This window comes from Xylanibacter oryzae DSM 17970, from assembly GCF_000585355.1.
Classification (GTDB): domain Bacteria; phylum Bacteroidota; class Bacteroidia; order Bacteroidales; family Bacteroidaceae; genus Prevotella; species Prevotella oryzae.
In genome coordinates, this window is sequence record NZ_KK073873.1 from 760,587 (window position 1) to 783,693 (window position 23,107).

Genomic DNA, 23,107 nt, shown 5'->3' on the forward strand with positions numbered 1-23,107 from the left:
AAACGCATGGTAATTTGATGTAATAATAAAAGTGGACGATTAGATGAAGTAAACAAAATATAGAATGTTTAAAAATAGAGTATTAAGAATAATATTACGAAATAAAATAATGTGAAATCATATCATAATTAAAGAAATAATTGTAATTTTGCAACCGATTAAAATTTTAATAATGATTTTTCATAAGAAAAGATGGCATGCTATTTCAGGTCAGCCTCTGACTGAAATGGACAAACAGGTAATGTATTGGGAGAATAAAGGCAAGTTAGTGCCAACTCGTGAATTGATAAAAACTCCTGAGCAGATAGAAGGCATCAGAAAGAGCGGAATAGTAAACACTGGCGTTCTGGATGAAGTGGCTAGTCAGATACATGAGGGCATGAACACTCTTGAAATTGATAAGATTGTATATGACTATACTGTGGCTCATGGCGCTATACCGGCACCTCTTAATTATGAGGGGTATCCCAAAAGTGTATGCACTAGTATTAACGAGGTGGTATGTCATGGCATACCTAAAGAGGAGGATGTACTTAAAGAAGGTGATATCGTAAATGTTGATGTGTCTACTATTTTGGATGGATACTATAGCGATGCATCACGTATGTTCATAATAGGAAAGACGACTCCTGAGAAGGAACAGTTGGTACGTGTAACGAAAGAATGTCTCGAAATAGGTGCTGAGGCAGCAAAACCATATAGTTTTGTTGGCGATATCGGGCATGCAATAGAAAAGTATGCTGAAAAATATAACTATGGTGTTGTGAAGGATTTGTGTGGACATGGGGTTGGACTTGAATTTCATGAGGACCCTGAGGTTTTGCATTATGGACACAAAGGTACAGGTATGCTTCTTGTCCCGGGTATGGTATTCACAATAGAACCAATGATAAATATGGGTACATGGAAAGTCTTTATTGATGCAGATGACAAATATGGATGGGAAGTAATCTCTGCGGATGAGCAACCTAGCGCACAATGGGAGCATACGTTCGTGATGACAGAACATGGCCTGGAAATTCTTACAGAATAAAATAGAAAGTATGGAAACAAAAGATGTTTATATATTAGGAATAGAGAGTAGCTGTGACGATACCTCTGCTGCAGTACTGCTTAATGGTGTGCTTTTGAGTAATGTTACGGCTAGTCAGGATGTTCACATGGCTTACGGTGGTGTGGTTCCAGAATTGGCGTCAAGAGCTCACCAGGAGAATATTGTTCCGGTGGTTGATCAGGCTATAAAAAGAGCTGGTATCACTAAAGAACAGTTGACGGCTGTCGCTTTTACACGTGGACCAGGACTTATGGGTTCACTTCTTGTGGGCGTAAGTTTCGCAAAGGGATTTGCCCGTTCTCTAGGAATACCCCTTATAGATGTGAATCATCTCCAGGGGCATGTTATGGCACATTTCATAAAAGAGAGTGATGATGACAAAACAGCACCTCCATTACCTTTCATCTGTTTGTTGGTAAGCGGTGGTAATTCTCAGATAGTTAAGGTTAATGCATATAATGACATGCAAGTATTGGGACAGACTATTGATGATGCTGCAGGTGAGGCTATAGACAAATGTTCTAAGGTTATGGGATTGGGATATCCAGGTGGTCCTATAATTGATAAATTAGCACGCCAAGGTAATCCGCATGCATTTGAATTTGCAGAACCACAGATTCCTGATTTGAATTATAGTTTCAGCGGATTGAAAACATCGTTCTTATATTCATTGCGTAAATGGATAGAGGATGATGCTGGATTTATCGAACATAATAAAAATGACCTAGCAGCCAGTCTTGAATTTACAATAGTTGACATTCTGATGAAAAAATTGCGCAAGGCCGTGAAGATGACAGGCGTTAACCATGTAGCTGTTGCCGGAGGTGTAAGTGCAAATAATGGACTTAGAAATGCTTTCAGAGAACATGCTGAAAAGTATGGATGGAATATATATATACCAAAATTTAGTTATACCACAGACAATGCTGCAATGATAGGTATTACAGGCTATTATAAATATCTCGATGGTGACTTCTGTTCAATAGATAAGCCAGCGTTTTCAAAGGTAACCTTTAAATAAAAAGTAAAAAAAATATGGAATTCGAAAGTAAAATTATAAGTCGTGAAATTTCACAGAAATTATATGAATCAGGTATGACTCTGTCTACAGCCGAAAGTTGCACGGGGGGCAGAATAGCTGAGTCGATAATATCAGTCCCAGGAAGCAGTACTTACTTTAAAGGTGGCGTAATATGTTACACTAACGAGGTGAAAGAAGAACTCCTTAATGTGGATCATCAGCTGCTGGAGGAGAAAACTGCCGTATGTGAGGATGTAGCTATAGCAATGGTAAAAGGTGCTATAAAAACGCTAAATACAAATTTTGCTATTTCTGCAACTGGTACAGCTGGTCCAGGAGGAGCAACAGATGGTATACCAGTAGGTACAATATGGGTGGCGTGTGGAACAGCCGATAATATAGTAACGAAAAAACTTACAGAAGATTTCGGACGCGATATAAATTTAGCTATTGCAACCAACAGAGCATTGCAGATGTTCCTAAAATTCCTCGATGAAAACTACAAGAAAGAGGATTCTGAAGGTTAAAACGCACAAAAATATAAAAAAGTACTGTTTTTTAGAAAAATAATTTGTTTTTTCCGAATTATCTTTGTACCTTTGCATCCTGTTTGGAATAAGTATTAAAAGAAAATAAAAAATTTAGATAGTAATGTCGAAGATTTGTCAGATTACAGGAAAAAAAGCCCAGATGGGTTGTAATGTTTCCCACTCAAAACATCGCACAAAGCGCAGTTTTGATGTAAACCTGTTCAGCAAAAAATTCTTCTATGTAGAAGAAGGATGCTGGATTAGCTTGAAGATCAGTGCTGCTGGTCTACGTTTGATTAATAAAGTAGGTCTTGATGCCGCACTGAAAAAAGCTGTTTCTAATGGCTATTGTGAGTGGAAAGACATTAAAGTGATAGGAGACTAATACCATGGCAAAGAAAGCAAAAGGTAATAGAGTGCAAGTCATATTGGAGTGCACTGAAATAAAAAACAGTGGAATGGCTGGAACTAGTCGTTATGTAACGACTAAAAACCGTAAAAATTCTCCAGAGAGAATGGAATTGATGAAATACAATCCAATTCTGAAGAAAATGACCCTCCACAAGGAAATTAAGTAATAACGAATAAAACAGTCTAAGAAATGGCAAAGAAAGTTGTCGCTACCCTCCATGAAGGTTCAAAGGATGGTCGCGCTTATACAAAGGTTATCAAAATGGTAAAGAGCCCGAAGACCGGTGCTTATATTTTTGATGAGCAGATGGTCCCTAACGAGGCTGTACAGGACTTCTTTAAGAAATAATTCTTAATAAAATATTTAGATATGGTCACAACATTTGTTGTGACCATATTTTTTTATTGTAAAGTCTAACAAATTGGGCATTATTCATTTAAGGACCTTACTTAACTTTTTTAATTAAAAACTCGCTAAATCGGATTTTTTTGTGTAAGTTTGCACTCATAAATAATAGAGTATTTGCGTAATTAACTTTTTATGGGAATTTTCGGACTTTTTAATAAGCAAAAGAAGGAAACTTTGGATAAGGGACTGGAGAAAACGAAGCAGAGTGTCTTTGATAAATTGACACGTGCTATTGCCGGTAAATCTAAGGTGGATGATGATGTGTTAGATAACTTGGAGGAGGTACTTATCACATCTGATGTTGGGGTAGATACTACTCTGAAAATTATTGGTAGAATAGAGGAAAGGGTGGCTAGAGACAAGTATGTTGGTACTTCTGAACTTAATACTATACTAAGAGATGAGATAGCTGCTTTGCTGTCTGAAAATAATACAGATGATAACGATAATTGGGATTTGCCAGGTGACCATAAGCCTTATGTGATATTGGTTGTAGGTGTTAATGGAGTTGGTAAAACTACTACTATAGGCAAACTTGCATATCAATTCAAAAAAGCTGGAAAGAAAGTTTTTCTTGGTGCCGCTGATACGTTTCGCGCAGCTGCGGTAGAACAGTTGTGTATATGGGGCGAGCGAGTAGGTGTGCCTGTAATAAAGCAGCAGATGGGGTCTGATCCTGCTTCTGTCGCTTTTGATGCCTTGTCTTCTGCAAAAGCTAATGACGCTGATGTGGTAATAATTGATACTGCAGGACGTTTGCATAACAAGGTCGGACTTATGAATGAACTAAAGAAAATTAAGGATGTGATGAAGAAGGTGCTCCCTGAAGCTCCTGATGAAGTTATGCTAATTCTTGACGGCAGTACAGGCCAGAATGCTTTTGAACAGGCTAAACAATTCTCCGCAGTAACGCAGATAACTAGTCTGGCGATAACTAAATTGGATGGTACGGCTAAGGGCGGCGTGGTTGTTGGAATAAGCGACCAACTTAAGGTGCCGGTTAAGTATATCGGACTTGGTGAAGGTATGGAAGACTTGCAGTTATTTAACAAACGCCAGTTTGTTGATTCTTTATTCAGTATTAATGAATAACGGCGAATGAAAAAAAATACTATAGACATAATAACAATGGGATGCTCAAAAAATCTTGTAGACAGCGAATTGCTAATGAGTCAATTTGAGGTTAACGGATATAAATGTACCCATGACAGTAAAAAACCTCAAGGCGAAATTGCTGTAATCAATACGTGTGGATTCATTGAAGCTGCAAAAGAAGAAAGTATCAATACTATACTTGAATTTGCTCAGGCAAAAGATGAGGGCAGACTAAATAAATTGTTTGTGATGGGGTGCCTTTCTCAAAGGTATCAAAAGGAGCTAGAAGCTGAAATACCACAAGTCGATAAATTTTATGGAAAGTTTAATTATAAGCAATTATTACAGGATCTTGGTAAGGCTGAGGTGAAAGCATGTGATGGAAAACGTCACATTACAACTCCGAGACATTATGCATATATAAAGATTAGTGAGGGATGCGACCGTCATTGTGCTTATTGTGCAATACCAATAATAACAGGAAAACATGTAAGCAGACCTATGCAAGAGATTCTAGATGAGGTCAGTCAACTTGTGGCTGATGGTACAAAGGAATTTCAGATCATAGCTCAAGAATTAACGTATTATGGCGTAGATATAGATGGAAATAGGCATATTGCGGAACTTATATCTAAAATGGCTGATATTCCAGGTGTTAAATGGATAAGACTTCATTATGCTTACCCTGCACATTTCCCTTGGGAACTGTTGAAGGTGATTAGAGAAAAAGATAATGTTTGCAACTATTTGGATATAGCCCTACAACATGTTTCTGACAATATGTTACAAAAAATGCAAAGACATGTAAGTAAGCAAGATACATATGATCTTGTGAGCAAACTGCGTGAAGAAGTGCCTGGCATACATATTAGAACTACACTTATGGTTGGATTCCCTGGTGAAACAGACGAAGATTTTAATGAACTGATGGCATTTGTGAAATGGGCCAGATTTGAACGTATGGGCGCTTTTACGTATTCTGAAGAAGAAGGTACATATAGCGCAGAACATTATACTGATGATATACCTGAGGATGTTAAAAACAGTCGACTTGACCAATTGATGGCACTTCAGCAGAATATAAGTGCTGAAATTGAGGCTGAAAAAGTTGGAAAGGTTATGACTGTCGTTATAGATCGTAAAGAGGGAGACTATTATATTGGAAGAACAGAATATTGCTCTCCCGAGGTAGATCCAGAGGTTCTTATCCCCACAGTTGAAAAACAGCTAAGAGTTGGTACTTTTTATAAGACTAAAATTACTTCTTCAGAAGAATTTGATTTATACGGAACCACTTTATTATAATGCTTATGAATAATAAAGACTTCATTACAGAACTTTCTAGGCGTACAGGTTATTCTACTGATGATACTCAGCGACTTGTGCGTGCGGTGATTGATGCTATGAGCAACAATTTTGAGAATGCAGACTCAGTTACCATTCCAAATTTCGGAACTTTCGAGGTGAAAAAGAAACTTGAAAGGATAGTTGTAAACCCTTCTACACAGCAGAGAATGCTTGTGCCACCTAAATTGGTGCTCAACTTCAAGCCTGTTACAAGTATAAAAGAGAAACTTAAAAACACGACGCAGGATGAGTAAGAAGACTATTAAGGATATAGCTGCCGAACTTGTTAACAAACATAGTTTACCACCTATTCAGGCAGACAATTTTGTCGATGAGATGTTCAAACTTGTTTCTGATGCGTTACCATCTGACAAGATTGTTAAGGTGAAAGGACTTGGCACTTTTAAAATAATTGAAGTGCAAGACAGAGAGAGTGTAAATGTGAACACAGGTGAACGAGTGGTGATAGAGGGCCATGGAAAGGTAAGTTTTACACCTGATAATTCAATGAAGGATTTGGTTAACAAACCTTTTTCTCAATTCGAAACGGTAATAGTCAATGATAATGTAGACTTTGCTGAGATAGATAATAAAGAGGAAGACGCTGCTATATTAGCTGAGATTAATGATTATAATGAAAGTCCTGAATCTGAATATACGTCAGAGCCTGAACCTGAAAAAGCATCAGAACAGAAGTTAACAATAGAAATTGAGTCTGTAACAGAATCAGAATCAATAAAAGAATCATCATCAGAATCGGTTATAGAACCAAATCAGATAATTAAACCTGAATCTGTAAATAAAGATAAACAGGATACTGAAGTTAGAGCAGAACAAATAAAACACACTGAATCATACTCAAAAAGTGAAAGAGAACCATTACAGGAAGCAGAACAAAAATCCTCATCTCAGCCGAAACAAATTGTTGATTCTAAATCTGTAAATAAATCAGAATCAGTTACAGAACCTAAATTGGTAAAAGAAAAATTAGAAGAGGTTGATTCTGAAAATGTATCGGAAAAAGAGATATCAACAGACTCCCAGGATGTAGATTTGCAAGAACACTCAAATCACTTGTTTTTGAAAGTTATATTTTCTATATTTGCTGCTTTGATAATATTCGGAGTAGGGTTCTGTATAGGTCAGTATATGTCAGAAAAAGGCATTTACAATGTGATGGAATGTACAAATATATTTGGGAAGGCAGATAAACCGATAGTAAAACCGATAGATAAATCTGCATATAGATCTCCTGTTAAGCATATGGGGAGACAAATATCTAAGTCAGATGTTCAATCGAAAGTGAAATCTGATTTGAAACCTACGATTGGTTCAGATAATAAAGTGAAAGCAAAATCAGAATTGGCTGAGGTCAAAGATAATGAATCACAATCTATTATATATGATAATAAAAACGCACAAGTAAGGACTGGTGCTTATCGTATAATAGGTGTAGATAAGATTATAACGTTGAAATCTGACGAATCTGTTAAAAGTCTTTCAGATCGTATGCTTGGGCCAGGGATGGAATGTTACATATCAGTTATAAATGATATAAATGGATCTAAAACGTTCAATAAGGGACAGAAAATAAAGATACCGAAGTTAGAACTTCGTCATCATAAGACGCATTAGGTTTAAAAGTTTCTTAAAATGTAAGTTTTAAGAAACTTTTTTAATATATTTTAGATGCTATTCTTCGCTGTTCATCTATTATTGTATTACTTTTGCGTCTAATTTAATGAATATAGAACAATAAATATCAAATTATAGAGATTATGGCAGAAGCTATTGATATCCGTGAACTAAATATGCGGATTGAACAACAAAGTGCGTTCGTTACAAACCTTACCACAGGTATGGACCGCGTTATTGTAGGTCAGAAACATTTGATCGACTCACTTATTATCGGTCTGTTAAGCGACGGACATATTCTTCTGGAAGGTGTGCCTGGACTTGCTAAGACTTTAGCAATAAAGACTCTATCAAAACTTATTGATGCAGATTATAGTCGTATACAATTTACGCCAGATTTGTTGCCTGCAGATGTTATCGGTACATTGATATATTCTCAGAAAGAGGAGAAATTTAATGTAAAAAAAGGACCTGTGTTCGCCAATTTCGTATTGGCTGATGAAATAAACCGTGCACCAGCTAAAGTTCAGAGTGCATTGCTAGAGGCTATGCAGGAACATGAAATAACTATAGGAAGTGAAACATTCAAGTTGCCTAATCCGTTTCTTGTAATGGCCACTCAGAACCCAATAGAACAGGAAGGCACATATCCATTGCCAGAGGCCCAGGTTGACCGTTTCATGTTAAAGGTCGTTATTGATTATCCTACTTTGGAAGAAGAAAAAATGATTATACGTGAGAATCTCACTAGTGGACTGCCAAATGTGACTCCTGTAATAACAGCCGAAGATATTTTGAAGGCTCGTGAGGTTGTGCGTGATGTGTATATTGATGAGAAAATAGAACAATATATTGCGGATATAGTTTTTGCTACGCGTTATCCAGACCGTTATGGACTGAAGGATATGAAAGAGTTGATAAGCTTTGGAGGTTCTCCGCGTGCCAGTATAAATCTTGCAAAGGCAGCAAGAGCGTATGCTTTTATTAAGAGACGTGGATATGTCGTTCCTGAGGATGTCCGTGCGGTTGCACATGATGTCTTGCGTCATCGTATAGGACTTACCTATGAGGCAGAAGCTAATAATATTTCCAGCGAAGAGATAGTTAGTAAGATAATAAACAAAGTGGAGGTTCCTTAATGGACACTTCGGATATACTAAAAAAAGTCCGCAAAATTGAAATAAAAACTCGTGGACTGAGCAATAATATCTTTGCAGGCCAATATCATTCGGCCTTTAAGGGCAGGGGTATGGCGTTCAGTGAAGTTCGTGAGTATCAGTTTGGAGATGATGTACGTGATATAGATTGGAATGTCACGGCACGTTTTCATCGTCCTTATATTAAAGTGTTCGAGGAAGAACGAGAACTTACTGTAATGTTACTGATTGATGTCAGTGGTTCACTTGATTTCGGTACTGCTCGGCAGTTGAAGAAAGACATGGTGACTGAGATTGCTGCAACATTGGCTTTCAGCGCTATCCAGAATAATGATAAAATAGGTGTAATATTCTTTTCTGATAAGATAGAAAAATATATACCTCCTAAGAAGGGGCGCAAGCATATTCTCTATATAATAAGAGAGATGTTAGATTTCCATCCAGAAAGTCAGAAAACAGATATAAAGATGGCTGTTGAATATCTGACAAGGGTTATGAAACGCCGTTGCACTGCTTTTATTCTTAGTGACTTCTATACAAGGGATGACTTTGAAAATGCTATTACCATATGTAACAGAAAAAATGATATGGTGGCTATACAGGTTTATGATCCAAGAGCCAAACGTCTGCCTGACGTAGGTCTTATGCGTGTCAAGGACGCAGAAACAGGACATGAAATGTACATTGATACAAGCAGCAAGCGACTTAGACAGGCTCATGAGAGGTATTGGATAAATAGAGAGAAAACACTTAAGAATATTTTTAATAAGAGTAACATTGATAATGTTGCAATTGCTACTAATGAGGATTTCGCCAAGTCGCTATTGCAATTATTTTCTCAAAGAAGTTAAAATGAAGAGAGTCTTATCTTTTATTATAGGTTTGGTTGCAGTACTTAATGTTAGTGCTCAGAATGTGAATGTAGAGACCAAAATTGACTCTATACAGATGTTTGTCGGTGAACAGGTCCATATAACTCTTACTGTTACTATGGGTGAAAAACAGCACCTTAAAATGCCTGTATTCAAAGCTTCTCAGTATATTACTCCAGGTGTTGAAGTGCTTGGTTCTGATCCTGCAGATACTATATCGCTAGATAATAATATGATATCAGTATCAAAGAAGTATACACTTACTTCTTTTGATGAAAAATTGTATTATTTGCCACCAATGAAAGTTACTGTTGATGGTAAACTATATGAAAGTAAAAGCCTTGCTTTGAAAGTGCTCACGGTTAATGTGGACATGAAGCATCCTGAAAAATTTTTTGGTCCCAAAGATGTGCAAAACAATCCATTCGAATGGAATGATTGGAGCTTAATATTCTGGTTTAGTGTATTAATGGTAATTTTATGTGGTATAGGATATTATCTTTATCTTATATATAAAGGTCATAAACCAGTATCGGTAAACATAAAGATGATTAAACGCTTGTTGCCACATCAGAAGGCAATGAATGAGATAGAGCAGATAAAAGCCAATAAAATGGTAACATCAGAGAATGCAAAGGAATATTATACGCGTCTTACAGATACATTAAGAAAGTATATAGAAGATCGCTTTGGATTCTCTGCAATGGAGATGACTAGTAGTGAGATTATCAGCAGGTTGCAAGATACAGGTGATCAGAAGATGATAGAAGAGCTTAAAGGGTTATTCCGTACGGCTGATCTAGTAAAATTTGCAAAGTACTCTACACTGATTAACGAAAATGATATGAATCTTGTTAATGCAATTGATTTTATCAATAGTACAAAGATAGAGAATCAGGCTACAGCAGAGAAAGCTATTCCGCAATTAACAGAAAAAGAGAAACGAAGCAGAAAATCTCGCATAATATTACGAACTCTTATCTTGCTTATTGTGGTTGTATGTGCAGCTATGCTCACATATATTGTATACACGATGTTAGAATTAATATAAAGGAAAAATCATGGAATTTGCCAACAAAGAATATTTGTTTTTGCTATTGTTATTGATACCTTACATCTTGTGGTTCATGTTGTATCGCAAGAAGAGTGAGCCTACAATGCAAATGAGCGATACTTATGCATATAGGTATGCGCCAAAGAGTTGGAAAGTTAGAATTATAAATTTACCTTTTTTCCTTCGTATAATAACATTTGTAATGATTATATTGGTCTTGGCACGTCCTCAGACGCATAATTCATGGAAGCATGAAAATGTAGAAGGTATAGATATTATGCTTGCCATGGATGTCTCTACCAGTATGTTGGCTGAGGATTTGAAACCAAACAGAATAGAGGCTGCGAAGGCAGTTGCTGCAGAGTTTATTGCAGGTAGACCAAATGATAATATTGGCCTTACTATATTTGCAGGTGAAGCTTTCACTCAATGCCCTATAACTACCGATCACCAGTCATTGCTTAATTTGCTTCAGAATGTTCGTACTGATATTGCTGCAAGAGGACTGATACAGGATGGTACTGCTATCGGTATGGGACTGGCAAATGCAGTAAGTAGACTAAAAGATAGTAAAGCTAAGAGTAAAGTTGTGATACTACTTACAGATGGCTCAAATAATATGGGAGATATATCACCAATGACGGCTGCTGAAATAGCTAAAAGTCTTGGTATTAGAGTTTATACTATCGGTGTCGGTACAAATAGGATGGCCCCTTATCCTATGCCTGTAGCAGGTGGCGTGCAATATGTTAATATACCTGTTGAGATTGATACGCAAACTTTATCTGATATCGCAGCGACTACTGATGCTGACTTTCACAGAGCGACCAATACATCGCAGTTGAAACAGATATACCGTTCGATAGACAAGCTGGAAAAAACAAAACTTAATGTTAAGAAATACAGTAAAAAATATGAGGCATATCAGCCATTTGCTATAGTAGCTGTATTGTCGTTGTTACTTGAGATATTACTGCGTGTAACAGTTTTACGTAGGATACCTTGACTGTAATTTAAATTTAATAAGAAAATGTTTCGATTTGAAGATTCTATATTTCTGTATTTATTATTGGTGATACCTGTATTGGCTCTCATCAGATTCTTCAGTTGCAGAAGCCAAAAGAAGAGATTGCGCAAGTTTGGTGACCCCGAAATACTAAAACAGATGATGCCTGATGTATCATGGTATCGCCCATCTTTAAAGTTCTGGTTATTGGAATTTGCTTTATTCCTGCTAATTGTGATGTTAGCCCGTCCACAGATGGGAACTAAAATTAGTCACGAGCAACGTAATGGTATAGAGACAATTATTGCATTGGATATAAGTAATTCTATGCGCGCTGAAGATGTTGAGCCATCACGTCTTGACAAAAGTAAGATGCTTATAGAGAATATGGTAGACAATTTCACTAATGATAAGATAGGACTTATTGTATTTGCAGGTAATGCATTTGTACAGTTACCAATTACTAGTGATTATGTCTCTGCAAAAATGTTTTTGAACAACATCGATCCTAGCATGATAGCTACGCAGGGAACTGACATAAAGGGCGCTATTGATATGGCGACAAATTGTTTTACACAAGAGGAAGGTGTTGGTAAGGCGATTATAGTGATAACAGATGGTGAAGACCATGAAGGTGGTGCCGTAGAAGCTGCGCAGGCTGCAAAGAAGAAAGGTATGCGTGTTTATGTTTTGGGCGTAGGATCGTCAAAGGGATCACCAATACCATTATCTGGTTCAGGTGGTTATATGAAAGACAATACAGGCCAGACTGTAATTTCTGTTCTTAACGAAAATATGTGTAAGGAAGTAGCATCTGCAGGTGGAGGCGCATATATACATGTTGACAATAATAGTACAGCCCAGGAACAGTTGAATTCGGAACTCGCAAAATTGTCAAAGAAAGATATGAACAGTACCATATATAGTGAATATGACGAGCAGTTCCAGGCTTTTGGTATACTTGCTATTGTTGTATTGGTAATAGAGATTTGTATTCTTGATCGTAAGAATCCTCTTCTTAAAAACATAAAATTATTCCGTAGGAAATGAAAGGTATAAGATATATATTCATACTTATAGCATTAGTCATCAATGTGACTGTAATGGCCCAGACAGACCGTATGTATATTACGGCAGGCAATAAGCTTTACCATGGCGGACAGTATGCCAAGTCTGAGATTCTGTATCGAAAGGCTATTGAGAAGAATCCACGTAATGCACAGGCAATATACAATCTTGGTAATGCACTCCTTATGCAGAAAAAGGATTCTTTGGCTGTTAATCAGTATCAGAATGCTTCTAAGATGGAAACAAATAAAATCAGACTTTCAAAGTCATTTCATAATATAGGTGTTATATGTCAGGCTCACCAGATGTATGATGAAGCTATAAAGGCATATGAACAGGCTCTTAGAAATAATCCTCGTGACAATGAAACAAGATATAATCTCGTACTTTGTAAGAGGCTACAGAAGCAGAATCCACAGAAGAAAAATAAAAATAAGAAAAATAAGGACAAGGATAAGGACAAAAAGGACAAGAAAAACCAGAATAAAGACAAAGATAAAAATAAGGATCAGCAGAAAAAGGATCAGCAGAAAAAAAATCAGATGAGTAAAGATAATGCTGAACAGCTACTTAATGCAGCAATACAGCAGGAACAGGCTACACAGGAACGTTTGAAAAAAGCTATGCAGCAGCCACGTACCCGTCAATTACAGAAAAATTGGTAATAATGTTATTAATCAACGTATATGAAGAGACTATACTTACTTATAATATTATCTATAATTACTACAGCTACTTTTGCGCAACGTCTTGTTGCATCAGTGCCTTCGCATGTAGCAGTAGGTGAACAGTTCAGATTAACATATACTGTTAATACGCAGAATGCCAACGGATTTCATTCAGGCAATATTCCAGACGCTCTGGAAGTCTTAATGGGACCTAGTACATCATCTCAGTCAAGTTTTCAAATGGTGAATGGACATACTAGTAGTTCCTCTAGTATTACATATACTTATATTATTTGTGCAAACAAGAATGGAACATTTGTTATTCCGCCTGCTCATATAAATGTAGGTGGAAGAAGCATCTCTTCCAATGCGTTGCGTATATCTGTATCAGGACATGCTAGTTCTTCAAATTCAAATTCTGGCGGTAATTATGATAGTAAATCGCATATGAGAACTGCTGGTTCGCGTGTTAGTTCAGCTGACTTGTTTATAAAAGTAAAGGCAAACAAGACAAGGGTTCATGAACAAGAACCTGTATTGTTGACTTATAAGGTATATACATTGGTAGATCTTACTCAGTTGGAAGGAAAAATGCCTGATCTTAAAGGCTTTCATACACAAGAGGTTACGTTACCACAACAAAAGAGTTTTCGTGTGGAACGTTTGAATGGACGTGCTTACCGCACTGTTACTTGGAGCCAATACGTAATGTATCCCCAGATGACTGGTAAATTGCAGATTCCTTCAATAGATTTTAATGGAGTAGTAGTACAGCAAAATAGAAATGTTGATCCCTTCGAAGCTTTTTTTAATGGAGGTTCCGGATATGTTGAACAACGTAAGACAGTAAAAGCACCAGGATTGACAATACAGGTAGATCCTCTTCCTACGCGTCCTTCCAATTTCTCTGGTGGTGTTGGACTTTTTAATATATCTGCCCAACTCAACAAGAAAGAGGTTCGTGCTAATGATCCTGTTACATTGAGAGTCGTAATAAGTGGTGTGGGTAATCTTAAACTTATCAAGCAACCTGTTGTTAATTTCCCTAAAGACTTTGATAAGTATGATGCTAAGATAACAGACAAAACAAAGCTAACTGCTAATGGTGTTGAGGGTAACATGATATATGATTTCATTGCAGTACCTCGTCACCAAGGAAAGTTTGTTATCCCAGCTGTAGAATTTACATATTACGATACTAGTACCAATAGTTATAAGACGATTAAGACAAGTAAGTATGAGCTGAATGTACTTAAAGGTAGTGGCAATGGTTCTGTTAGTGATTTTAGCGGAGATGAAGCTGGATTGCAGAATAGTGATATACATTTTATTAAAGTTGGAGATACTAAGCAGCACGATATAACCGACTTCTTCTATGGTTCGACAACATATGTAACTTTACTGTCAATACTGCTTATAGCATTTGTAACATTAATAGTGGTTTTCAGAAAACGTGCTATTGACAATGCGAACATCGGTAAGATGAGAGGTAAGAAGGCTAATAAAATAGCCACTAAACGCCTTAAAATGGCTAGTAAATTGATGTTTGAAGGCAAACATAATGAATTCTATGATGAAGTGCTTAGGGCCCTTTGGGGGTATGTCGGTGATAAACTCAACATACCGGTGGAGCGATTATCCAAGGATAATATAAGTGATAAATTGCAATCACGTGGTGTCGATTCAGATAAGATATACACTTTTATAGACGCAATAAATGAATGTGAGTTTGAACGCTATGCACCTGGAGATACGTCTGGTAATATGGAAAAAGTATTTGGTAAAGCTATGAATGCTATTGAAAATATTGACAGTATACTTGGAAAAGTGCGCGTTGGCAAAAATGTTATGGCAAAATCGCTTATAATGTTTGCCATGCTTTCTTTGTCGTTATCGGCTAATGCCATAACAAAAATGAATGCAGATAGTGCTTATGTGCATGAGAATTATCAACAGGCGATTGCTGATTACGAAGAGTTGCTTAAAAGTGGTGTGAGTGCAACAATATATTATAACCTTGGAAATGCCTATTATCGTACAGACAATATTACTAAGGCCGTGCTCAATTATGAAAGGGCTTTGCTTTTGTCACCAGGTGATAGGGATATTAGATTTAATCTGCAGCTAGCGCGTAGCAAAACTATAGATAAAATAACTCCAGAAAGTGAAATGTTTTTTGTTACATGGTACCATTCTCTTGTAAATATAACGAGTGTAGATGGATGGGCTGAGTTTGGCCTTGTTAGTCTTGTTATATCTTTGATATTAGCTTTATTTTATCTTTTTTCAGGTAAAGTTTGGGTCCGTAAAACAGGCTTTTTTGCTGGAGCGTTTCTTTTTGTATCATTCCTTTTGAGTAATGTTTTTGCGTACCAACAGAAACAACAACTGATAAATAGAACAGGCGCTATTATAATATCCTCATCTGCGACGGTAAAAAGTACACCATCAGTAGGAGGTACCGATCTTTTTGTACTCCATGAAGGTACGAAAGTCACAATATCAGATGGCTCTATGAAGGGCTGGAAAGAGATAAAGGTGGCAGATGGAAAAGAAGGTTGGATTCCAATAAAACAAATTGAGATTATATAAAAATGAGTTTACAGGGGTTGATAGAATTAGACCAACAGTTGCTACATTCGCTAAATGGTAGTGATTCACTTTTTCTTGATGGATTAATAAAAACAATTTCATCAGGATATACATGGATACCTTTGTATCTTGCGCTTTTCTATATTATTGTGCGGAACAATGAAAATATGTCTCAGATATTACTTGTAGTTGGATGTAGTGCATTGTGTTTACTTTTATCAGAAGGGGTGGCTGAAGGAATTGTTAAACCGATGGTTGAGAGGTTCCGTCCTACATATGATCCCTTTATTAAAGATACAATTGATACCGTAGATGGAATAACAGGTGCACAGCCTTATGGTTTTTTCTCATCTCATGCGGCAAATACGGTAGGTATAACTATGTTATTTATTCTCATAGTGCGAAGTCGTGTTCTTTCAGTTACTATGGTAATATGGGCCTTGATTAATTGTTATTCACGTATTTATCTTGGCGTTCATTATCCCGGCGATGTGATTTGCGGGATATTATGGGGATGTGTTTCAGGTCTCATTTCTTATGTATTATATTGGCGTATTCATCGTAAGATAACTTCGCCAGACAATTATATTTCATCTCAGTATACATCAAGTGGTTATAGCTTTGCTGATATAGATGTGGCGGAATCTGTATTTGTGTTTACTATAATATATGCGATGCTATGTGGGCTATTTTTTTAATTTATGATTATGGATACAAAACATATAAAAATCAGTGACTACAATTATCCTTTACCTGATGAGCGTATAGCGAAATTCCCTATAGCTCAGCGTGACCATTCAAAACTATTGTTGTATAAGCATGGTGAAGTGGGAGAGGATGTATTTTACAATTTACCCAAATATCTGCCATCTGGCGCTCTAATGATATTTAACAACACTAAGGTGATACAGGCCCGTATTCATTTTAGGAAGGAAACGGGTGCACTTATCGAGGTTTTCCTATTAGAGCCTGCAGATCCAACAGATTATGAACTAATGTTTCAGACTACATCAACTTGTTCATGGCTTTGTATGGTAGGAAACCTTAAGAAATGGAAAGAAGGTGTTCTAAAGCGTGATTTTGAGATAAAGGATGAAAACCTTACTCTCGTTGCTGAGCGTATAAAAGAACAAGGGACAAGCCAACTAGTCAAGTTCACATGGGATAATGCAAACATAACTTTTGCTGATATACTCGAAACTGTAGGGGAACTACCTATACCTCCATATCTTAACAGGGAGACTCAGGAGAGTGACAAGGAGACGTATCAGACGGTCTACTCTAAAATAAAAGGTTCAGTGGCTGCTCCAACAGCTGGTTTGCATTTTACAGAGTCTGTACTTAAAGATCTTGATGATCATGGCATTGACCGTGAAGAATTGACATTGCATGTTGGTGCTGGTACATTTAAACCTGTGAAGAGCAAAGAAATTGAAAATCATGAGATGCATACAGAATATATTAGCGTGCATCGTTCCACACTAGAGAAACTTATACGCCACGAAGGTAAGGCTATAGCAGTAGGTACTACAAGCGTACGTACACTTGAAAGCCTTTATTATATAGGTGTCCGTTTAAGTAAATATCCAGAAGCTACAGAAGAGGAATTGCATATTAATCAGTGGGAACCATATGATACTAATCCAACGATGTCGGCTGTCGATTCAATTAAAGAAATTTTGTCATATCTTGACCGTAATGGTCTTAATGCACTACATACTAGTACTCAAATAATAATAGCTCCTGGCTATAAATATAAAATAGTAAAAATGCTTATAACCAATTTCCATCAACCTCAGAGTACATTATTACTTTTAGTAAGTGCTTTTGTTAATGGTGATTGGCATAAGATATATGATTATGCCCTTGCTCACGATTTTCGTTTCTTGAGCTATGGCGACAGTTCACTCTTAATACCATAAAAACATGAAAAAAGGTGATAAAGTAAGGTTCTTAAGCGAAACGGGTGGTGGCATTATAGCTGGTTTCAAAGACAAATATACTGTTCTTGTTGAGGATGAGGACGGTTTTCAGATACCTACGCCATTAAATGACATTGTTATAGTAGAGACTGACGATTATAATATAGCAAAAGTTCATACTGGTGCTGCGCCAGGTACAACAGCAAAACAGGCAAAGAGTGATAAATTAACAAATAAAGAAGAAGATGATTCTGATTATGATCCTTCTGACAGGCCTATTGCATTTAAAGCTCAGGTGAACGAGAGAAAAGGTGGAGATAAACTATCTGCATATCTAGCTTTTGTTCCTGTTGATATTAAAGAAGTTAGCAAAACAACATTCGATGCATACTTTGTTAATGACAGTAACTATTATATGCATTATACGTATCTTTCTGCTGAAGGCAGTGAATGGCACCTTCGCAATACTGGTGAGGTTGAACCTAATACAAAGATGTTTATAGAAGAATTCGGAAGAGAGGCATTGGGCGATATAGAACGCGTAGCCATTCAGATAGTAGCTTATAAAAAAGAAAAAGTTTTCTTGTTAAAACCTACCGTAGATGTTCAATTTCGAATTGACTCTGTAAAATTTTACAAACTCCATACATTTCAGGATAATGACTTCTTTGAGACTCCGGCTCTCATCTATACAATAATAGAAAATGACAAGTCTGTGCGCCCTCTTGTTGTTGATGTTGAAAAATTGAAGCATGAGATGTATAGGAAAAAAGACTTAGATGATAGACTTATTCCTCAGCCAGCCAGACGTACAGATGATAAGAACTCTCCTGTAGTAATAGATTTACATTCAGACGAATTATTAGAGACAACAGCTGGAATGAATTCTGCAGATATATTAAATTTTCAGTTGGAAAAATTCCGTAATACTTTAGAGACTTTTAAGGATAAACGCGGTACTAAGATAGTTTTTATACATGGAAAAGGAGAAGGTGTACTTCGCCATGCTTTGATACATGAATTGAGTTATCGTTATAAGCAATATTCATATCAAGACGCAAGTTTTCAGGAATATGGTTATGGAGCGACACAAGTAACAATACGCTAACAGCATAATAAAACAAACGAGTATGAATCACGGATTTATAAAAGTGGCAAGCGCTATTCCAGCGGTTAAAGTTGCAGATTGCAGGTTCAATGTGCAGCAGATAGAGTCTTTGATAGCCCAGTCGGAAGGCAAAGGAGTCGAAGTAATCGTCTTTCCAGAACTTTCATTGACAGGATATTCTTGTCAGGATTTGTTTCGCGGTCAGATGCTATTGGATGAGGCTGAGACCTCAATACTTCAACTGCTTGATTTTACAAGAAAGTTAGATATTATAACAATTGTAGGGCTTCCTATAGCTGTTGGTGGTGTTTTGCTTAATTGTGCAGTAGTAATACAGAAAGGACTAATATTAGGCATTGTTCCAAAAACATATTTGCCAAACTATAATGAATTTTATGAGAAACGTTGGTTCGCGTCTGCACGTGATATAAATCCATCTCAATTCCGTTTTGCAGGTAATGTTATAACAATATCTTCAGAACCGCAATTATTCAGAACTTGCGATGGAATGACTTTTGGAATAGAAATATGTGAAGATGTATGGGCACCTACACCTCCAAGCAATCAACTTACATTGTCTGGTGCTGACGTTATTTTTAATCTTTCTGCCAGTAACGAACTAATTGGCAAGCATGATTATCTGGTAAGTCTACTTTCTCAACAAAGTGCGCGTACTATATGTGGATACGTTTATAGTGGATGTGGATATGGTGAAAGCACTCAGGATGTAGTATATGGGGGCAACGCGTTAGTGTTTGAGAACGGCAAACTGATAGTTCAGTCAGATCGTTTCAGTTTTTCACAACAATTGCTTATATCCCAGATAGATATAGAAAAATTACGTACTGAGCGCCGCAATAACACTACATTTGTTAATGCTCAGAAAGGTGCTGTATCAAGAGTAATAGATGCAAAACCTGTAACGCCCAGAGATTTTGAGTTTCTTCGTGATGTTAATCCACATCCATTTATTCCAACAGGTAATGATATGGAAAAGAATTGTCAGGAGATCTTTAATATTCAGATAGCAGGACTTGCAAAGCGGCTTAATCATACAGGAAGTCGCCATGTCGTAATTGGAATAAGTGGAGGATTGGATTCTACTTTGGCTTTGCTAGTATGCGTAAAGACATTTGATAAACTTCATATACCTCGTACAGGTATAATAGGTGTTACAATGCCAGGATTTGGCACAACAGACCGTACTCATGTCAATGCAGTAAGTCTTATGGACAGCTTGGGAGTGTCTTCAAGAGAGATTAATATATCAGATGCAGTTCGCCAACACTTTAGCGACATTGGTCAAGATGCAGAAAATCATGATGTTACATATGAAAATTCTCAAGCAAGAGAGCGTACACAAATCCTAATGGATTTAAGTAATAAGCTAGGTGGGCTTGTCATAGGAACTGGTGACTTATCCGAATTGGCTTTGGGATGGGCTACATATAATGGAGACCATATGAGCATGTATGGAATAAATGTAGGAGTCCCCAAAACACTTATTAAATACCTAGTTAATTATGTGGCAGAAAATGGAATTGATGATAAGTCGCGGGTAACCCTTCTCGATATTATTCAAACACCAATAAGTCCGGAGCTCATACCTGCTGATGAAGAAGGAAATATAAAGCAAAAAACAGAAGATTTAGTTGGTCCATACGAATTACATGATTTCTTTTTATATTATTTTTTGCGTTATGGATTTCGTCCTTCAAAGATTTACTTCCTTGCAAAAAAAGCATTTGATGGTACACATAAAGAAGTTGGAATTTATTCTGATGAAATAATTAAAAAATGGCTTACTACATTCTTTAGACGATTCTTTAATCAGCAGTTTAAACGCAGTTGTTTACCTGACGGACCAAAAGTTGGTAGCGTAAGCCTTAGTCCGAGAGGTGACTGGCGTATGCCAACAGATGCAAGCAGTGCTTTATGGCTAGCAGAATGCAACGATTTGTAATATATGTATATTATAGTCGTTAGCGCAAACAGTTATATTGATTTAAGTCAAAAATAGCATTGTTTTGAATAAAAACAGAGTAAAAATATATTTTAATAAGATATATATTAATAACTTTGCAGTACAAAAAGAAAATATCTCAATAGGTAATAGTTTAATTTAAGGTAGATGGTATTCAGAATAAAATAAGAGGATGTACAACATCCTCTTATTTTTATTTGAAAGCTATAATTCTGGTAATTTCCTTGTCAAAATAAAATGTTTGTAAATTCTTATGTGTCTTTCCTTTTCCAGATTGCGTGTTATAAGTCACCCGTATAAAATAATATACGTCAGGTAGTTTCCCTGCTGTATATTTAATACCATTTTTATATAATTTTAGGTCGTTAGCCTTTTTACGCATATCCATGACCATACTGTCTGATATGAAACTGGATGAATCAATTTTGCCAAAGTTTTTCTCGTTTATAACAGAAAAGTCCTTGACATTGGCCTCCATAAAATCATTTACTAGACTTTTAGCTTTGTACTGTTGCCCACATGATGATAGCAACAATACAAAGCATATAGCTAATAATAAACTATACTTATTCATTATTAATAACTTCTAGCTATTAGTACACGTTTTGTCGCAGGCTTTCCAGATACCATATCTGTACCAGGAGTTTGTTCGAAATCAAAAGGTACACAACGTATAGTAGCTTGAGTATCCTCCTTTATTTTTGCTTCAGTTTCAGAAGTACCGTCCCAATGACAAAGGAAGAATCCACCATCTTTAATACGCTCTTTAAATTCATCATAATTGTCACACTCATATATATGTGAATCGCGATAAGACTTAGCTTTTTCAAACATATTATTCTGTATTTCATCTAACAAAACCTTAACATGTTCAACTATCCCCTCTATGGCAACAGTTTCTTTCTCTAGTGTATCACGGCGCATAATTTCAATAGTACCGTTTTCAAGATCACGGCCACCCATACAAAGACGTACAGGAACACCTTTAAGTTCATAATCAGCAAATTTGAAACCTGGACGTTTATTGTCTGCGTCATCATATTTTACAGAAATTCCTAAATCTTTCAAACCGTTAATAATCGGAGAGAGACGTTCTGTAATAGACTTTAGTTGCTCTTCACCTTTGGATATTGGCACAATTACAACTTGTATTGGAGCTAACTGTGGTGGAAGAACAAGACCATTGTCATCACTGTGTGTCATAATTAATGCACCTATTAGTCGTGTCGAAACGCCCCATGACGTAGCCCAAACATATTCAGGCTTATTTTCCTTGTTTAGGTATGTTACATCAAAAGCTTTGGCAAAGTTTTGCCCGAGGAAATGGCTAGTACCACTTTGCAAAGCCTTTCCGTCTTGCATCATAGCCTCAATTGTATACGTGTCAAGTGCTCCGGCAAAACGCTCAGTTTCACTCTTTACGCCTTGCATTACAGGCACAGCCATCCATTTTTCTGCAAATTCTGCATATATGTGTAACATTTTCTGTGCTTCAGCTTCAGCTTCTTCTTTCGTAGCATGTGCCGTATGTCCTTCTTGCCACAAGAACTCACTTGTGCGGAGGAAAGGACGTGTTCGCATTTCCCAGCGCATAACGTTACACCACTGATTACACATTAGTGGGAGATCACGCCATGAATGAATCCAGTTTTTATATGTGTTCCATATAATTGTCTCTGAAGTTGGGCGTATGATAAGTTCTTCATCAAGCTTAGCTGTCGGGTCAACCTCAACACCGCTTTTATCCTCCTTTGCACGAAGTCTGTAGTGAGTAACTACTGCGCACTCTTTGGCAAACCCTTCCACATGTTCCGCTTCTTTGCTTAAAAAAGATTTAGGGATAAGCAGAGGAAAGTATGCATTCTGAGCACCCGTCTCTTTAAACATTTTGTCTAGTTGCTGTTGCATTTTTTCCCATATGGCATAACCGTAAGGTTTGATAACCATACATCCTCTCACAGGAGATTGTTCTGCAAGGTCAGCTTTCATTACAAGATCATTATACCACTGACTATAATTATCAGCTCTTTTTGTCAGTTCTTTTAATTCTTTAGCCATAAATTCTTGTCTTATTGATAAATTTGATTGCAAAAGTACTAAAAAAAGTTGGTAAAGGTGTTGTTATACTCAAAAAAGAGTATCTTTGCATTACGATATTTATTAAACAATTTAAA

The 23,107-nt window shown here is 36.7% G+C and carries 23 protein-coding genes; 21 read left to right on the forward strand and 2 right to left on the reverse strand.

The window, feature by feature from the left end:
• Nucleotides 1–172 precede the first annotated feature (172 nt).
• The 21 genes from map (at nt 173) to XYLOR_RS03125 (ending at nt 20,912) form a co-directional block, all read left to right on the forward strand.
• Nucleotides 173–1,033, forward strand: a complete 861-nt coding sequence (gene map / locus XYLOR_RS03030) for a type I methionyl aminopeptidase (protein WP_036876864.1) — start codon at nt 173–175, stop codon at nt 1,031–1,033.
• A gap of 10 nt (nt 1,034–1,043) precedes the next feature.
• Nucleotides 1,044–2,075 (forward strand): tRNA (adenosine(37)-N6)-threonylcarbamoyltransferase complex transferase subunit TsaD, encoded by a 1,032-nt coding sequence (tsaD, locus tag XYLOR_RS03035; protein WP_036880580.1) that lies wholly within the window; start codon nt 1,044–1,046, stop codon nt 2,073–2,075.
• A 14-nt stretch (nt 2,076–2,089) separates the two neighbouring features.
• Nucleotides 2,090–2,602, forward strand: coding sequence for a CinA family protein (locus tag XYLOR_RS03040; protein ID WP_036876865.1), 513 nt, complete (start codon nt 2,090–2,092; stop codon nt 2,600–2,602).
• Nucleotides 2,603–2,726: 124 nt separating this feature from the next.
• On the forward strand, nt 2,727–2,990 hold the full coding sequence (gene rpmB, locus XYLOR_RS03045) for a 50S ribosomal protein L28 (protein ID WP_036876866.1): 264 nt from the start codon (nt 2,727–2,729) through the stop codon (nt 2,988–2,990).
• A gap of 4 nt (nt 2,991–2,994) precedes the next feature.
• Nucleotides 2,995–3,183, forward strand: coding sequence for a 50S ribosomal protein L33 (rpmG, locus tag XYLOR_RS03050; protein ID WP_036876867.1), 189 nt, complete (start codon nt 2,995–2,997; stop codon nt 3,181–3,183).
• Between the two features lie 23 nt (nt 3,184–3,206).
• Nucleotides 3,207–3,365, forward strand: a complete 159-nt coding sequence (locus tag XYLOR_RS13535) for a DUF4295 domain-containing protein (protein ID WP_084608509.1) — start codon at nt 3,207–3,209, stop codon at nt 3,363–3,365.
• 192 nt (nt 3,366–3,557) lie between these two features.
• Complete coding sequence (gene ftsY, locus XYLOR_RS03055) at nt 3,558–4,517, forward strand: signal recognition particle-docking protein FtsY (protein ID WP_036876869.1); 960 nt, start codon at nt 3,558–3,560, stop codon at nt 4,515–4,517.
• Between the two features lie 6 nt (nt 4,518–4,523).
• Entirely contained in the window at nt 4,524–5,825 is a 1,302-nt protein-coding gene (gene rimO, locus XYLOR_RS03060) for a 30S ribosomal protein S12 methylthiotransferase RimO (RefSeq protein WP_036876871.1), read from the forward strand.
• A 5-nt stretch (nt 5,826–5,830) separates the two neighbouring features.
• Nucleotides 5,831–6,121, forward strand: coding sequence for an HU family DNA-binding protein (locus XYLOR_RS03065; RefSeq protein WP_036880582.1), 291 nt, complete (start codon nt 5,831–5,833; stop codon nt 6,119–6,121).
• Complete coding sequence (locus XYLOR_RS03070; protein WP_036876872.1) at nt 6,114–7,502, forward strand: HU family DNA-binding protein; 1,389 nt, start codon at nt 6,114–6,116, stop codon at nt 7,500–7,502. Before XYLOR_RS03065 ends, XYLOR_RS03070 begins: the two co-directional genes overlap by 8 nt.
• A 143-nt stretch (nt 7,503–7,645) precedes the next feature.
• Entirely contained in the window at nt 7,646–8,641 is a 996-nt protein-coding gene (locus tag XYLOR_RS03075; protein WP_036876873.1) for an AAA family ATPase, read from the forward strand.
• Nucleotides 8,641–9,510, forward strand: coding sequence for a DUF58 domain-containing protein (locus tag XYLOR_RS03080; protein ID WP_036876874.1), 870 nt, complete (start codon nt 8,641–8,643; stop codon nt 9,508–9,510). The genes XYLOR_RS03075 and XYLOR_RS03080 overlap by 1 nt, the downstream gene beginning before the upstream one ends.
• A 1-nt stretch (nt 9,511) precedes the next feature.
• Nucleotides 9,512–10,582 (forward strand): BatD family protein, encoded by a 1,071-nt coding sequence (locus XYLOR_RS03085; RefSeq protein ID WP_036876876.1) that lies wholly within the window; start codon nt 9,512–9,514, stop codon nt 10,580–10,582.
• A gap of 10 nt (nt 10,583–10,592) precedes the next feature.
• On the forward strand, nt 10,593–11,591 hold the full coding sequence (locus XYLOR_RS03090; protein ID WP_036876885.1) for a vWA domain-containing protein: 999 nt from the start codon (nt 10,593–10,595) through the stop codon (nt 11,589–11,591).
• A gap of 24 nt (nt 11,592–11,615) precedes the next feature.
• The gene (locus XYLOR_RS03095; RefSeq protein ID WP_036876887.1) at nt 11,616–12,641 is read left to right on the forward strand and encodes a vWA domain-containing protein; all 1,026 of its coding nucleotides are present in this window, start codon (nt 11,616–11,618) and stop codon (nt 12,639–12,641) included.
• Nucleotides 12,638–13,324: a tetratricopeptide repeat protein gene (locus tag XYLOR_RS03100; RefSeq protein WP_036876888.1), complete on the forward strand. Its 687-nt coding sequence runs from the start codon at nt 12,638–12,640 to the stop codon at nt 13,322–13,324. Before XYLOR_RS03095 ends, XYLOR_RS03100 begins: the two co-directional genes overlap by 4 nt.
• A 21-nt stretch (nt 13,325–13,345) precedes the next feature.
• Complete coding sequence (locus tag XYLOR_RS03105) at nt 13,346–15,919, forward strand: BatD family protein (RefSeq protein ID WP_036876889.1); 2,574 nt, start codon at nt 13,346–13,348, stop codon at nt 15,917–15,919.
• Nucleotides 15,920–15,921: 2 nt separating this feature from the next.
• Nucleotides 15,922–16,617, forward strand: coding sequence for a phosphatase PAP2 family protein (locus XYLOR_RS03110; RefSeq protein WP_036876891.1), 696 nt, complete (start codon nt 15,922–15,924; stop codon nt 16,615–16,617).
• A 3-nt stretch (nt 16,618–16,620) separates the two neighbouring features.
• Nucleotides 16,621–17,841, forward strand: a complete 1,221-nt coding sequence (locus XYLOR_RS03115; RefSeq protein ID WP_036876893.1) for an S-adenosylmethionine:tRNA ribosyltransferase-isomerase — start codon at nt 16,621–16,623, stop codon at nt 17,839–17,841.
• 4 nt (nt 17,842–17,845) lie between these two features.
• On the forward strand, nt 17,846–18,949 hold the full coding sequence (locus tag XYLOR_RS03120) for a DUF2027 domain-containing protein (RefSeq protein WP_036876895.1): 1,104 nt from the start codon (nt 17,846–17,848) through the stop codon (nt 18,947–18,949).
• Between the two features lie 22 nt (nt 18,950–18,971).
• On the forward strand, nt 18,972–20,912 hold the full coding sequence (locus XYLOR_RS03125) for an NAD(+) synthase (protein WP_036876896.1): 1,941 nt from the start codon (nt 18,972–18,974) through the stop codon (nt 20,910–20,912).
• Between the two features lie 214 nt (nt 20,913–21,126).
• Here XYLOR_RS03125 and XYLOR_RS03130 read toward each other — a convergent pair whose 3' ends face one another.
• A complete protein-coding gene (locus XYLOR_RS03130) occupies nt 21,127–21,507 on the reverse strand; it encodes a hypothetical protein (RefSeq protein WP_154655648.1) in 381 nt (126 codons plus the stop codon).
• A gap of 2 nt (nt 21,508–21,509) precedes the next feature.
• The gene (gene proS, locus XYLOR_RS03135) at nt 21,510–22,991 is read right to left on the reverse strand and encodes a proline--tRNA ligase (protein WP_036876899.1); all 1,482 of its coding nucleotides are present in this window, start codon (nt 22,989–22,991) and stop codon (nt 21,510–21,512) included.
• Between the last annotated feature and the right edge of the window lie 116 nt (nt 22,992–23,107).

What these genes read in the sequence shown, in the direction of transcription:
- map (WP_036876864.1), top strand. Translation starts at nt 173, where the DNA reads ATGATTTTTCATAAGAAAAGATGGCATGCTATTTCAGGTCAGCCTCTG.
- tsaD (WP_036880580.1), top strand. Translation starts at nt 1,044, where the DNA reads ATGGAAACAAAAGATGTTTATATATTAGGAATAGAGAGTAGCTGTGAC.
- XYLOR_RS03040 (WP_036876865.1), top strand. Translation starts at nt 2,090, where the DNA reads ATGGAATTCGAAAGTAAAATTATAAGTCGTGAAATTTCACAGAAATTA.
- rpmB (WP_036876866.1), top strand. Translation starts at nt 2,727, where the DNA reads ATGTCGAAGATTTGTCAGATTACAGGAAAAAAAGCCCAGATGGGTTGT.
- rpmG (WP_036876867.1), top strand. Translation starts at nt 2,995, where the DNA reads ATGGCAAAGAAAGCAAAAGGTAATAGAGTGCAAGTCATATTGGAGTGC.
- XYLOR_RS13535 (WP_084608509.1), top strand. Translation starts at nt 3,207, where the DNA reads ATGGCAAAGAAAGTTGTCGCTACCCTCCATGAAGGTTCAAAGGATGGT.
- ftsY (WP_036876869.1), top strand. Translation starts at nt 3,558, where the DNA reads ATGGGAATTTTCGGACTTTTTAATAAGCAAAAGAAGGAAACTTTGGAT.
- rimO (WP_036876871.1), top strand. Translation starts at nt 4,524, where the DNA reads ATGAAAAAAAATACTATAGACATAATAACAATGGGATGCTCAAAAAAT.
- XYLOR_RS03065 (WP_036880582.1), top strand. Translation starts at nt 5,831, where the DNA reads ATGAATAATAAAGACTTCATTACAGAACTTTCTAGGCGTACAGGTTAT.
- XYLOR_RS03070 (WP_036876872.1), top strand. Translation starts at nt 6,114, where the DNA reads ATGAGTAAGAAGACTATTAAGGATATAGCTGCCGAACTTGTTAACAAA.
- XYLOR_RS03075 (WP_036876873.1), top strand. Translation starts at nt 7,646, where the DNA reads ATGGCAGAAGCTATTGATATCCGTGAACTAAATATGCGGATTGAACAA.
- XYLOR_RS03080 (WP_036876874.1), top strand. Translation starts at nt 8,641, where the DNA reads ATGGACACTTCGGATATACTAAAAAAAGTCCGCAAAATTGAAATAAAA.
- XYLOR_RS03085 (WP_036876876.1), top strand. Translation starts at nt 9,512, where the DNA reads ATGAAGAGAGTCTTATCTTTTATTATAGGTTTGGTTGCAGTACTTAAT.
- XYLOR_RS03090 (WP_036876885.1), top strand. Translation starts at nt 10,593, where the DNA reads ATGGAATTTGCCAACAAAGAATATTTGTTTTTGCTATTGTTATTGATA.
- XYLOR_RS03095 (WP_036876887.1), top strand. Translation starts at nt 11,616, where the DNA reads ATGTTTCGATTTGAAGATTCTATATTTCTGTATTTATTATTGGTGATA.
- XYLOR_RS03100 (WP_036876888.1), top strand. Translation starts at nt 12,638, where the DNA reads ATGAAAGGTATAAGATATATATTCATACTTATAGCATTAGTCATCAAT.
- XYLOR_RS03105 (WP_036876889.1), top strand. Translation starts at nt 13,346, where the DNA reads ATGAAGAGACTATACTTACTTATAATATTATCTATAATTACTACAGCT.
- XYLOR_RS03110 (WP_036876891.1), top strand. Translation starts at nt 15,922, where the DNA reads ATGAGTTTACAGGGGTTGATAGAATTAGACCAACAGTTGCTACATTCG.
- XYLOR_RS03115 (WP_036876893.1), top strand. Translation starts at nt 16,621, where the DNA reads ATGATTATGGATACAAAACATATAAAAATCAGTGACTACAATTATCCT.
- XYLOR_RS03120 (WP_036876895.1), top strand. Translation starts at nt 17,846, where the DNA reads ATGAAAAAAGGTGATAAAGTAAGGTTCTTAAGCGAAACGGGTGGTGGC.
- XYLOR_RS03125 (WP_036876896.1), top strand. Translation starts at nt 18,972, where the DNA reads ATGAATCACGGATTTATAAAAGTGGCAAGCGCTATTCCAGCGGTTAAA.
- XYLOR_RS03130 (WP_154655648.1), bottom strand. Translation starts at nt 21,507, where the DNA reads ATGAATAAGTATAGTTTATTATTAGCTATATGCTTTGTATTGTTGCTA.
- proS (WP_036876899.1), bottom strand. Translation starts at nt 22,991, where the DNA reads ATGGCTAAAGAATTAAAAGAACTGACAAAAAGAGCTGATAATTATAGT.